This is a genomic window from Rhizobium sp. NXC24 (genome assembly GCF_002944315.1).
Lineage (GTDB): Bacteria > Pseudomonadota > Alphaproteobacteria > Rhizobiales > Rhizobiaceae > Rhizobium.
In genome coordinates, this window is sequence record NZ_CP024311.1 from 3,145,427 (window position 1) to 3,158,860 (window position 13,434).

Below are 13,434 nucleotides of genomic sequence, written 5' to 3' on the forward strand. Positions count from 1 at the left end.
CCGAGCCATGTTCCGTGTAACTTCATTCTCTTCCGACAGGACGCCCGAATTGTCGACGCCGGTATTGGTGTCTGATTACGAGGGTAAGCTGCCAGCAAACGTGCGCCCGGGGGCGCCGTAAAAGGACTTTGCTGGTCTTCGCGCGCGGCCGACGGCAGAGGAATGATACTCGCAGTCAGCTAACACACTAGGGGCGCGTCCATGACTTCAGTTATTTCTTCTCTGAGCATCAATCAGATTAAAGCTCTTACCACCTCAACGATTAAGCAGTTGACGACCGACGACGTCGCGGCACTGAGCACCACCCAGATCAAGGCGCTAAGCTCGACGCAGATTTCCGCTTTTGAAACGCAGGATATCTCCACCTTCACCTCCACGCAGATGGGCGCCGTATCGACGAGCGCCATTCTCGGTTTGAGCCTAGACCAACTGGCAGTTCTCTCCACGACCCAGTTGGGTGGCCTTTCCGGCGAGCAGGTCGCCGCGCTTACCACAGCCGATGTTGCAGGCCTCTCCACCGATCAGACCAAGGGTCTGACCACCACCCAAGTTGCGGCTCTCACCTCGAAGCAGGTTGCAGTCCTCTCCACTGACGACGTTGCTGCTCTCTCCACCGATCAGATCGGTGTCCTGAAGACCGCACAGGTCGCAGCCCTCAAGTCCACGCAGATCGCAGCCCTCTCCACGGATCAGGCTGCCGCGCTGAGCTCGACCCAGATCGCAGCCCTGACGGCCTCCGAAGTTGGCGCCCTTTCCACTGCTGACCTCGCAACCTTCTCCACCGACGAAGTCGCAGCCCTCTCCACCGCAGCCCTCTCCGGCCTGACCACCGATCAGGTCGCAGCGCTCTCTACGGATCAGGTTGCTGCTCTCAAGACCACCCAGATCGCCAAGCTCAGCACCAGCCAGATTGGCGCACTCTCCACCGACCAGGCCAAGGTTCTGACCACTGACCAGGTTGCCTCTCTGAGCTCGACCCAGATTGGTGCGCTTTCCACCGATGACGTCGCCGTCCTCTCCACCACTCAGATTGGTGCGCTGAAGACCGCGCAGATCGCAGCCCTCAAGTCCTCGCAGATCGCAGCCCTCTCCACGGATCAGGCGGCCGCTCTGAGCTCGACCCAGGTCGCAGCCCTGACGGCCTCCGAAGTTGGCGCCCTTTCCACGGCTGACCTCGCAACCTTCTCCACTGACGAGATCGCGGCAATCAACACCGCAGCTCTGTCGGGCCTGTCCTCCGATAAGGTCGCAGCGCTCTCCACCGATCAGGTTGCCGCTCTGAAGACCAGCCAGATCGCTAAGCTCAGCACCAGCCAGATCGCTGCGCTCTCCACTGACCAGGCGAAGGTCCTGACCACCGACCAGATCGGCGCTCTGACAAGCTCGCAGATCGGCGCCCTCTCCACTGACGATGTTGCCGCTCTCTCCACCGCTCAGATCGGTGTCCTGAAGACTGCACAGATCGCTGCTCTCAAGTCCTCGCAGATCGCAGCTCTCTCCACCGACCAGGCTGCCGCTCTGAGCTCGACCCAGGTCGCAGCCCTGACGGCCTCCGAAGTTGGCGCCCTCTCCACAGCTGATCTCGCAACCTTCTCCACCGACGAAATCGCAGCAATCAGCACCGCGGCCATCTCCGGCCTGACGTCCGATAAGGTCGCAGCGCTCTCCACCGATCAGGTGGCTGCTCTGAAGACCAGCCAGATCGCTAAGCTGAGCACCACCCAGATCGGCGCTCTTTCGACCGACCAGGCCAAGGCTCTGACCACTGACCAGGTTGCCTCTCTGAGCTCGACGCAGATCGGTGCGCTCTCCACCGACGACGTCGCCGTCCTCTCTACCGCTCAGATCGGTGCGCTGAAGACCGCTCAGGTCGCCGCTCTCAAGTCCTCGCAGATCGCAGCCCTGTCTACAGACCAAGCTGCCGCTCTGACGAGCTCGCAAGTCGCTGCCCTGACAGCTACTGAAGTTGGCGCCCTCTCCACCGCTGACCTCGCAACCTTCTCCACCGACGAGATCGCAGCCCTCTCGACCGCAGCCCTCTCCGGCCTGTCCTCTGAAAAGGTTGCCGCCCTCTCCACCGATCAGGTGGCCGCTCTGAAGACCAGCCAGATCGCCAAGCTGAGCACCACCCAGATCGGCGCTCTTTCGACCGACCAGGCTAAGGTTCTGACCACCGACCAGGTCGCGGCTCTGTCCTCGACCCAGATCGCCGCTCTCTCCACCGACGACGTCGCTGTCCTCTCCACCGCCCAGATCGGTGCGCTGAAGACCGCTCAGGTCGCAGCCCTCAAGTCCTCGCAGATCGCAGCTCTCTCCACGGACCAGGCTGCTGCTCTGACGAGCTCGCAGATCGGTGCCCTGACGGCCTCCGAAGTTGGCGCACTTTCCACCGCTGACCTCGCAACCTTCTCCACCGACGAGATCGCAGCTCTCTCGACCGCAGCCCTCTCCGGCCTGTCCTCTGAAAAGGTTGCAGCGCTCTCCACCGACCAGGTTGCTGCTCTGAAGACCAGCCAGATCGCCAAGCTCAGCACCAGCCAGATCGGCGCGCTTTCGACCGACCAGGCCAAGGTTCTCACCACCGACCAGGTCGCCGCTCTGAGCTCGACCCAGATTGGTGCGCTCTCCACCGACGACGTGGCTGTCCTCACCACCGCCCAGATTGGTGCGCTGAAGACCGCACAGGTCGCAGCTCTCAAGTCCTCGCAGATCGCAGCACTCTCCACCGACCAGGCCGCCGCTCTGACGAGTTCGCAAATCGGTGCCCTGACGGCCTCCGAAGTTGGCGCACTTTCCACCGCCGACCTCGCAACCTTCTCCACCGACGAAATCGCAGCAATCAGCACCGCGGCCATCTCCGGCCTGACGTCCGAAAAGGTTGCAGCACTCTCCACGGATCAGGTTGCCGCTCTGAAGACCAGCCAGATCGCCAAGCTCAGCACCAGCCAGATCGGCGCACTCTCCACCGATCAGGCTAAGGTTCTGACCACCGACCAGGTCGCGGCTCTGTCCTCGACCCAGATCGGTGCGCTCTCCACCGACGACGTCGCCGCTCTCTCCACCGCTCAGATCGGTGTCCTGAAGACTGGCCAGGTCGCCGCGCTGAGCTCTTCGCAGATCGCCGCCCTCTCGACCGACCAGGCTGCCGCTCTGAGCTCGACCCAGATCGCAGCCCTGTCGGCAACCGAAGTTGGCGCCCTTTCCACCGCTGACCTCGCAACCTTCTCGACCGACGAGATTGCAGCCCTCTCGACCGCAGCCCTCTCCGGCCTGTCCTCCGAAAAGGTTGCAGCGCTGTCCACGGATCAGGTGGCCGCTCTCAAGACCAGCCAGATCGCCAAGCTCAGCACGAGCCAGATCGGCGCACTCTCCACTGACCAGGCGAAGGTCCTGACCACTGACCAGGTCGCCGCTCTGAGCTCGACCCAGATTGGTGCGCTCTCCACCGACGACGTCGCGGTCCTCTCCACTGCCCAGATTGGTGCGCTGAAGACTGCACAGGTCGCCGCTCTGAAGTCCTCGCAGATCGCAGCTCTCTCCACCGATCAGGCTGCCGCTCTGAGCTCGACGCAGGTCGCAGCCCTGACGGCAACCGAAGTTGGTGCACTTTCCACCGCTGACCTGGCGACCTTCTCCACAGATGAGATCGCAGCTCTCTCGACCGCAGCTCTGTCGGGCCTGACTTCTGAAAAGGTCGCAGCGCTCTCCACCGATCAGGTTGCGGCTCTGAAGACCAGCCAGATCGCTAAGCTTAGCACCACTCAGATCGGCGCTCTTTCGACCGACCAGGCCAAGGTTCTGACCACCGAACAGGTCGCGGCTCTGACAAGCTCGCAGATCGGTGCACTCTCCACCGACGACGTCGCCGTCCTCTCCACCGCTCAGATCGGTGTCCTGACGACCGGCCAAGTCGCCGCCCTGAAGTCTTCGCAGATCGCAGCCCTGTCTACTGATCAGGCTGCCGCTCTGACGAGCTCGCAGATCGGTGCCCTGACAGCGACCGAAGTTGGCGCTCTCTCCACCGCCGACCTCGCAACCTTCTCCACCGACGAGATTGCAGCCCTCTCGACTGCAGCCCTCTCCGGCCTGTCCTCTGAAAAGGTTGCTGCTCTCTCCACGGATCAGGTTGCTGCTCTCAAGACCACCCAGATCGCCAAGCTGAGCACCAGCCAGATCGGCGCTCTCTCCACCGACCAGGCTAAGGTTCTGACCACCGACCAGGTCGCGGCTCTGTCCTCGACCCAGATCGGTGCGCTCTCGACCGACGACGTCGCCGTCCTCTCCACCGCTCAGATTGGTGTGCTGAAGACTGGCCAGGTCGCCGCGCTGAGCTCTTCGCAGATCGCCGCCCTCTCCACGGATCAGGCTGCCGCTCTGAGCTCGACCCAGGTCGCAGCCCTGTCGGCAACCGAAGTTGGCGCCCTTTCCACCGCCGACCTCGCAACCTTCTCGACCGACGAGATCGCAGCGATCAGCACTGCAGCCCTCTCCGGTCTCTCCTCCGAAAAGGTTGCAGCGCTCTCCACGGATCAGGTTGCCGCTCTGAAGACCAGCCAGATCGCCAAGTTGAGCACCAGCCAGATCGGCGCGCTCTCCACCGACCAGGCCAAGGTTCTGACCACCGATCAGGTTGCCGCTCTGAGCTCGACCCAGATCGCAGCCTTGTCCACCGACGATGTTGCGGCTCTGTCCACCACTCAGATCGGTGTCCTGAAGACTGCACAGGTCGCCGCTCTGAAGTCCTCGCAGATCGCAGCCCTCTCCACGGATCAGGCTGCCGCTCTGACGAGCTCGCAGATCGGTGCCCTGACGGCCTCCGAAGTCGGCGCCCTCTCCACCGCCGACCTCGCAACCTTCTCCACCGACGAGATTGCAGCGATCAGCACCTCGGCTCTGTCGGGCCTGACATCCGATAAGGTTGCAGCGCTCTCGACTGACCAAGTGGCCGCTCTGACCACCGGTCAGATCGCCAAGCTGAGCACCAGCCAGATCGGCGCTCTTTCGACCGACCAGGCCAAGGTTCTGACCACCGACCAGGTCAGCGCTCTGACAAGCTCGCAGATCGGTGCGCTCTCCACCGACGACGTCGCCGCTCTCTCCACCGCTCAAATCGGTGTGCTGAAGACTGGCCAGGTCGCCGCCCTGAGCTCCTCGCAGATCGAAGCCCTCTCCACGGATCAGGCTGCCGCTCTGAGCTCGACGCAAATCGGTGCCCTGTCGGCAACCGAAGTCGGCGCGCTCTCTACCGCCGACCTCGCGACCTTCTCGACGGACGAGATCGCAGCGATCAGCACTGCAGCCCTCTCCGGTCTCTCCTCCGAAAAGGTTGCAGCGCTCTCCACGGATCAGGTGGCCGCTCTGAAGACCAGCCAGATCGCCAAGTTGAGCACCAGCCAGATCGGCGCGCTCTCCACCGATCAGGCTAAGGTTCTGACCACCGACCAAGTTGCGGCTCTGTCCTCGACCCAGATCGGTGCGCTCTCCACCGATGACGTCGCCGCTCTGTCCACCACTCAGATCGGTGTCCTGAAGACCACGCAGGTCGCCGCCTTGAGCTCTTCGCAGATCGAAGCGCTCTCCACCGATCAGGTCGCCGCTCTGACGAGCTCGCAGATCGGTGCTCTGACGGCAACCGAAGTCGGCGCTCTCTCCACCGCCGACATCGCAACCTTCTCCACCGACGAGATTGCGGCGATCAGCACGGCGGGTCTGGGCGGACTGTCCACCGATGACATCGCTTCGCTCTCCAGCGCCCAGCTCTATGCCCTCACCACGACACAGGTGCAGGCACTAGATGAAGGACAAGTCGCGGCGGTCATCTCTGCCTACGCGGCCTACAACTAAAATCTGACGGATTGCGGCGCGGTTTCACCCGCGCCGCAAAAGACCTCGGCGCCGCGCGAGAAATTGCGCGGCGCTATTCTTTTGCGAGACACTCCGAGAATCCGGGTTCGTTTGCGATTCGACCGTCATGACGGCGAGCGGCAGAGCGGCACAGCGGCCGCCACTCCCCATTTTTTAACCGTTCGCCACTCTCATGGCCGGAAAACACTACGCTCCCTGCCCTGTGCCTCCTTCAGAAAACAATCAGTCCGACGCAAGCTAGCTGCACTAGAAGGGATGACGCTTTCGCTCGTCAGTTTCCCTCGGCCGCAAGGCCGCCTTGCCGCAGGATGTCCATGACCGTCAATATTGCACCTGTCTCGACCCAAGCCTCGCCGCTCGTCAGCGCATCGGAGAGGGCTCGGAATCAGCAATTGCCGCTTGCCGAGCTATTTCAGATCGCTGAAGTTTTAGGTCGCATAGGCAAACAGTCGCAGGCGGTCGAACTCTACAAGACCTGGATCGCATTCAACGACGCTAACCCCCTGCTGCATCTCGCTTATTTCAATTATGCGGTCGCCGCCAACCAAACTGGCGATGCCGCCGCGGCGATCCACGCGCTTCGCGCCTGTTTAAAGCTGTCTCCAGAGTTCGGACCAGCGCACATCAACCTCGGCCGCCTTCTGGAAGACAGCGGCCTGACCGGCCGGGCCGTCGAACAATGGCGAGACTTCGCAAAAGCGACCGCCGAGATCACGGCCGACAAGATTGGCTATCGCCTGATGGCGCTCCAGCACATTGGCCGCGTTCTCGAAGCCGGCGGCTTGCTGGAAGAGGCGGAAGCAGCTTTATGGCAAGCGATCGAGCTGCAGCCCAGCAAGACCGAGGCAGGCCAGCATTGGACGTCGTTGCGCCAGCACCAGTGCAAGTGGCCGACTCTGATCACGTCCGAACATGTCTCGGCCCGGCACTTGCTGGATGCAATGTCGCCCTTGATCCTCGGCTGCTATAGCGACGATCCCCTATTCCAGCTCGGCAAGGCCTATCGCTATCACAAATCGCTGATCGGCCGGCCCGATCTCCGTGACTTCCCACGCCTTCCGCCGAAACAGAAATCGGGGACCGGAGAGCGTTTGCGCGTCGGCTACGTCTCATCGGATCTGCGCGACCATGCGGTCGGTTTTGCGCTCAGGGAAGTGCTGGAGCTGCATGACAAGAGCAGCGTCGAGGTTTTCGCCTATTACTGCGGCGAGCCGCGCTCTAACGACGCGACGCAAACGCGGATCAAGAACGCGGTGGATTGCTGGCGGGAAATCTCCACGCTCAGCGATATCGACGCAGCAAAGCAAATCCGTGCTGACGAGATCGACATTCTCGTCGACGTCAACGGCTACACCAAGCATGCGCGGGCGAAGATCTTCGCCTACCGGCCTGCGCCGGTCATCGTCAATTTCTGCGGCTATCCCGGCACGACAGCCAGCCCGTTTCATCAATACGTCATCGCGGACGAGCACATCATCCCGCCGGAGAATGAAATCTACTATACGGAAAAGGTGCTGCGGATTGCCTGCAACCAGCCCATCGACCGCAAACGGCTGATCGCCGCACGGCCGACCCGCGCGGAAGCCGGCCTGCCGGCGGACGCCTTCGTCTACGCTTGCCTCAACGGGATGCAGAAGATCACCGCCAACTGCTTTGCGCGCTGGATGCAGATCCTTTCTGCGACACCCGGCAGCGTGCTGTGGCTGCTTGCGGAGGCCCCGGATGTCAACGAGCGCCTGCGCCAGTTGGCCGCGCAAGCCGGCGTGGCGCCCGAGCGCCTCATTTTCGCGTCCAAGGCGGCCAATCCGAACCATCTTGCGCGAATGGCATTGGCCGATCTCTTCCTGGACACCTTCCCCTATGGGGCACACTCCACCGCGGCGGACGCGATCACCGTCGGGCTGCCGGTCCTGACTATGCCCGGAAAAAGCTTTGCCTCGCGTTTCTGCAGCAGCATCGTCGCAGCCGCCGGCGTTCCGGAACTGATCTGCAGCGGGCCGGAGGATTATGTAAGCCGGGCCATCGCCTTCGCGCAGGACCGCGAGAGCCTGACCGCGATCAGGGACTCCTTGCAGCGCCAGCGCGAGACCAGCGCGCTACGTGATATTCCAGGCCTCGCACGGCGCCTCGAATACCTGTTTTGGCAGATGCAGGGCGAAATCGAGCGCGGAGAAACGCCGGCGCCGGACATGCGCAATCTTGATGTCTACTACGAGGTCGGCGCCGAAATCGTTCTGGAGAATATCGAATTCGAGGACGATCAAGCCTACCGGCGCCGCTATCTCGAGAAACTGGCCCAATGGAACGATTACGCGCCGCTTGCGCACGACAGCCGTCTACTGAGAGAGCCGGAATCACTTTGAAGTTGAATTGCGGCAACGGCTGCAAGCGAAGAGGATATTATGACTCCTGTTATTCTTGTGACATTCGCCGGGCGGCAAAAGCGAATGGAGATTCTGACCAAATACATCCGCAAGGCCATCAATGATGGCATCATTGATGAATGGCACATATGGGATTTCACGCGCTCCTCTGAAGATAACGAGTGGGTCACGCGCGAATTCGGCCCGGCGCGATATATGGGGTCCGAAGCGCCGTACCAGTTGAAGGGAGCGGTCACGCCCCGCTCCTCCTTCCGTGCGAATGCCAAGATAGACCACGATCTACATATCGCCGTTCTTCCGAATGGTGACGATGATAATTGCTTCGAAATTGTCGTCGGTGGCTGGCAGAACACGCATTCCGCTCTTCGCAGCGTCAAGCGCAGCGAACTGAATAACTTTGGGAGCCGGGGTGAAACAACGACCATCTGGAGCAAATCGACACCCAGCGTTCTTTCGCCAAGCCTGCCGAACCAGGTCGTGCTCAGCATCGACTCGGCGGGTGCTCCCTCACTTCAGGTCAATGGCGTGACGATCGGCAAGTGGCCTGAGCTGAACCTGGGCTCCGGCGCATCGGTGATGGTGCGCGGCGGATGGGGCGCCGATTTGGAACTTTGCGATATAAATGCCCCCGTACGACGCTACGTCGGGAACCCAAATGAAAAACTGCCCTATTGGCAGGCCTATGACTACTACGCGAAGCGGCTGGAGAGGTTTTCCAGCGCGGTATTTCTGAAGTGTGACGATGACATCGTCTATCTGGACATAGAAAAACTCAATGAATTCATCGAGTTTAGAAGGGCCAACCCGAATTACTTCGTCGTCTCCGCAAATGTCGTGAACAACGGCGTATGCGCCTATTGGCAGCAACAAGGGGGCGGACTTCCCGATGACCTCGGTCATTTCGAGCGCCCGCCTGGAGGGTTCGGTGGAAGCCTGTGGCAAAGCGCCGAGCGCGCAACCCGGCTTCACGATTACTTCCTGGAAAAGGACGAGAAGCATCTGCCTTTGCCGAACAAGGTCATCGAATGGACGGAGCGCCAGTCGATTAACTTCATATCCTGGCTCGGAAAAGACCTCCTGCATATGGCTCTTCCGAAAGGCGACGATGAATATGCGCTGACGGTCGACCTGCCGACTTTCCTCGATCGGCCCACCGCGATCTATGCGGATTTTACCGTCAGCCACCTCAGCTTCGGACCGCAGGAACACGGGCTGGACGTGGATCGCTTGATCAACGCCTATGATGCCCTGAGCTCTTCCCGACTTTAGTCCGCCCGACGCTGGAAGCTCAGGCATCCCTCGACCGATACAGGTGCGCGTTTCGTCTTGACTCGCGCCCGTACGGTGTCGGCCGTGCTTCTGCGCACCAGTCTAGCGAATATTCATAACGGCAAAGACGAACGACCCAGCGGTAACGCAGACTGCGAGTGTCACGTAGTAATCCATATTGCACCCCCTTTCCGCACCAACGCGGTCAAGGAGTCATAATGGTCACAAAAAAGACGCAAGAAAGAACGCTTCGCGCACTTTTTCTGTCGCCTGGACTCATGCCGTTATCGTGAAGCGTTTCGGAGATCGTCATCGCCTAAAGCAATTCCAGGAAAATGCGCAGCGGCTTTCGGTCCGGAAATTACGAGAATAAAGAGATAGAACGGTTGTGCGATTCCGTGAAAAGCTGAACCGCTCTACCGAAGTTGGAAGTTATTCCAATGCGAAGCTTTTGCCTTGGCAATAATCAGTCGACCCTCGCGGACGGCGGCAAATAGAGCAAAAATTGCTGCGATTGTTATTAGATCCCAAAGCATCGCTGGCCTCATAATTCCTGATAAAAGCGGCCGGGCTCCGGCAACCGTCGCCGCGGGACGTCTCATAGCTTCAAGGCGACATTGCGTTCGGGGGACGGCACAATCGCGGCAATATGTGAGGACACGCGAGACTCGCTGACCGCTGCCAATGACGCCGCGCAAGACCTATCAGCGTCCCGTCGTCGTTGCCCAAAGGCTGGCTGACGGGCTTATGCCCTCTTGGAGAGCTTGTCTTTCCACGTCTATCATTGTTGACTTCCAAACAATCATGATGCCAGCACGATGGAGGGGAAGATGGATAAATCGCTTGTCGAACGTTTGGCCGACTGCGTCGGGCAGATCGAGGAGTTCTCGCAGCGCATCTCTCGTATTCAGGCAGGAGAGATCCAGCATCAAGCCAAATTCGGTGACGGCCCCTGGGAGGATATTACGGCAATAGTCCTCACTCACTATGAGGATATGCTGGAGAACTACAAATATTTCGCCGAGGATTTGAGACGCCGCATCGATAAGGGTGAAAGCTGAGTTGGCCTCGTCTCGTCGGCATCGAAGATCTAAGTAGGCGTCGCTCGCTGCGCTGTTGCGATCGCAGCCAGTCTCTTGGGCCATTGCAGAAACAAAAAGTTACCCAAACTGGTCGAATGGGGTTTTTTGAATCCGCTTTCGCCTTTGATATAGAATTCGATCATTCTAATATAAGAGTTCTGCCATATTTCCTCCCCCCGCCGAAACGCAAGTAGGCGGGGGCTTTTTTTAAAGTGCCGTCGTTCCCGCTTGGTTTCGTGCGGGGCTGAACAAATGAAGGCTGCGAAGTCTTCTCGTTCCTCTCGCTACCGTCACGCGATCTGTCACGCGACATCCCGCTCTCACTTCTGTAATCAATTCCGAAAATTCGATTGAGGAGCGAGATGATGTCGACTTCAATTTTGACGGCCATGACGGTATGTGCAGGCATAACCACGATAGCGCTCATGGTGGTGCAGCTTCTTCATTGACTTCTAAGACGTTGCGCCGACGTTCGCGACTTGTCGGCGAATTCTCGCACTCGATTTTCGCGCCATTCCGGATAAAGTCGTCATAGTTTAGGGCGAAGTGGCCTCTTATAGGCGGCGGCTCCATCTTCGCGTCTCACTGCAGCGATCGGATAGTTCTCGCACATAGGGGACTTGATGCGAGCATGGATTGCAATTTGCGGAGCGACTTTGATCTTGCTGCCGGCTTATTGCGTGGCGGCAAACACTCCCTGCAGTGGCCAAAAAGGCGGCATTGATCACTGCCAGGGGTCAACTTTCATCTGCAGTGACGGATCTGTCAGCGCGAGCAAGCAATCGTGCGAGTCTTATATGGGCGGCGCATCCCTTTTCGGATCAGCACCTGAAGAAATGGAACCGACGACTTCAACAGATTGCTCCTGCCGAGGCGGATCGTATTGCGTCGGCTCCCGTGGCGGCCACTATTGTCTTACCGATGACGGCCGAAAGAGCTATCTTCGCAAATGCGATGGGTTTGCATGAATCTCTGAAAAGCTAAGAGCAGAAGATTGCAGAGCATCAAGAACATCTTCAGTCGATGGAAGAGCCAGACATCAGCCATTTTCGCAAAGAGGATAATGGAGCTGGGAGGTAACCGAGGCGGAGTACCGCCGACATATCGAAACCTATGCCACCCTGATTGCTCAGATTGCTGCGATTTCGGGTATTTGAAGGCAGTGTCCGCAGACTAAATTTGCGTAGAAGCCGAGCGTATCAGCCATCTTCCAACGCTGACCGGCCAACCTACTGATTTCATTGGAGAAATTTTGGTAGCGGAGGAGGGATTTGAACCCCCGACACAAGGATTATGATTCCTCTGCTCTGACCTACTGAGCTACTCCGCCACTTCAGCGCATAGTCCCCTGGACTATACACAAGGGCCAAACGAAACCGCCGCTCGAGGAGCGTTGGCTCGTCGGTTGAGCGGCTTATAAGGTGCGGTTCGGCTTTGTGTCAAGCGGATGATTTGGAAAAATCAATGCTTTCCCCCACGCCCCGCACCGCCGCCTTCAGGCCGCGACGGGGCTGGCCAGCAATGCCTTCAGCGAGGCTTCTGCCGTCGGTTCGCGCTCTGAGCGTTCGATGAAGCCGCCGCCGTAGACGCGGGCGTCATCACCCGGGGCGGAATAGAGAGCGCAGGCCTGGCCCGGAGCGACACCTGCCTCGCCGATCGTCAGGTCGACATAGATGCCAGTCGCATCGGCATGCAGCACGGCAGGGGCCGGCGCGCGGGTCGAGCGGACCTTGGCGTAGCAGGCAAAACCCTCGCCGGAAGCCGCCTGCGCCAACGGTTCGTCGCCCAGCCAGTTGACGTCACGGAGATAGACGCGGTGCGTTTCCAGCGCCTCCTTCGGGCCGACGATGACGCGGCGCGAGCGGGCGTCGAGATAGACGACATAAAGCGGCTCGCCGGTCGCGATGCCGATGCCGCGGCGCTGGCCAATCGTATAGTGCAGGATGCCCTCGTGATGGCCGAGCACGCGGCCGTCGAGATGGACGATCTCGCCGGCGAGCGCCGCATTCGGCTTCAGCTTGGCGATCACGTCAGAATATTTGCCCTGCGGCACGAAACAGATGTCCTGGCTGTCGGCCTTCTTGGCAACGACGAGGCCCATTTCCCCGGCAAGCGCCCGCGTCTCCGATTTCGGCATACCGCCGAGCGGAAAGCGCAGATAGTCGATCTGCTCCTGCGTGGTGGCGAAGAGGAAATAGCTCTGGTCGCGATCTGCATCGGCCGGGCGATAGAGTGCGCGGCGGCCGGGATGATCGGCCGACGGGTTCGGGCGGGAGCGGATATAGTGGCCGGTCGCCAGCGCATCGGCGCCGAGTTCCTTGGCCGTCGCCAGGAGATCGGCGAATTTGACGGTCTGGTTGCAGGCTACGCAGGGGATCGGGGTCTCGCCAGCAACATAGCTTTCGGCGAAGGGATTGATCACCGTTTCGCGGAAGCGCTTTTCGTAGTCGAGCACATAATGCGGGATGCCAAGCGTCTCGCAGACGCGGCGGGCATCATCGATATCCTGGCCCGCACAGCAGGAGCCGGCGCGGTGCACGGCGGCGCCGTGATCGTAGAGCTGCAACGTGATCCCAAGCACATCATAGCCCTGACGCTTCAGAATGCCGGCGACGACGGAACTATCGACGCCGCCAGACATGGCGACGACAACGCGCGTATCTTCCGGCCTCTTGTCAAAATCCAGTGTGTTCACGGTCTTGCCGCCAATCTCAGTCGATCTTCGGTGCTGTCTTCTGTCCACCGGTTGCCATGCAAAAGCGGCGGATTTGTATCGTCTGCGGCACGCGGCGGCTTGGCCGCCCGGCCTTGATGGATCAGGGATATAGAAAGGA

At 60.2% G+C, this 13,434-nt stretch carries 5 protein-coding genes and 1 tRNA gene; 4 read left to right on the plus strand and 2 right to left on the minus strand.

Going from position 1 to position 13,434, the window contains the following annotated elements; all coding sequences use genetic code 11:
• Nucleotides 1-270 precede the first annotated feature (270 nt).
• From NXC24_RS15555 to NXC24_RS15570, 4 genes are all read left to right on the plus strand, one after another.
• The gene (locus NXC24_RS15555) at nucleotides 271-5,844 is read left to right on the plus strand and encodes a hypothetical protein (RefSeq protein ID WP_245463888.1); all 5,574 of its coding nucleotides are present in this window, start codon (nucleotides 271-273) and stop codon (nucleotides 5,842-5,844) included.
• Between the two features lie 335 nt (nucleotides 5,845-6,179).
• The gene (locus NXC24_RS15560) at nucleotides 6,180-8,228 is read left to right on the plus strand and encodes a hypothetical protein (protein ID WP_104824124.1); all 2,049 of its coding nucleotides are present in this window, start codon (nucleotides 6,180-6,182) and stop codon (nucleotides 8,226-8,228) included.
• 39 nt (nucleotides 8,229-8,267) lie between these two features.
• On the plus strand, nucleotides 8,268-9,518 hold the full coding sequence (locus NXC24_RS15565) for a hypothetical protein (RefSeq protein ID WP_104824125.1): 1,251 nt from the start codon (nucleotides 8,268-8,270) through the stop codon (nucleotides 9,516-9,518).
• An 830-nt stretch (nucleotides 9,519-10,348) separates the two neighbouring features.
• Entirely contained in the window at nucleotides 10,349-10,579 is a 231-nt protein-coding gene (locus NXC24_RS15570; RefSeq protein WP_158704489.1) for a hypothetical protein, read from the plus strand.
• 1,274 nt (nucleotides 10,580-11,853) lie between these two features.
• On the opposite strand, the gene NXC24_RS15585 is transcribed toward NXC24_RS15570, so the two are convergent.
• Both NXC24_RS15585 and mnmA read right to left on the minus strand, forming a co-directional pair.
• Nucleotides 11,854-11,930 (minus strand) — tRNA-Met (locus tag NXC24_RS15585).
• A gap of 165 nt (nucleotides 11,931-12,095) precedes the next feature.
• Nucleotides 12,096-13,295 carry a tRNA 2-thiouridine(34) synthase MnmA gene (gene mnmA, locus NXC24_RS15590; protein WP_104825190.1) on the minus strand — a complete coding sequence of 400 codons (1,200 nt, stop codon included), beginning with the start codon at nucleotides 13,293-13,295 and terminating at the stop codon, nucleotides 12,096-12,098.
• Nucleotides 13,296-13,434: the final 139 nt, after the last annotated feature.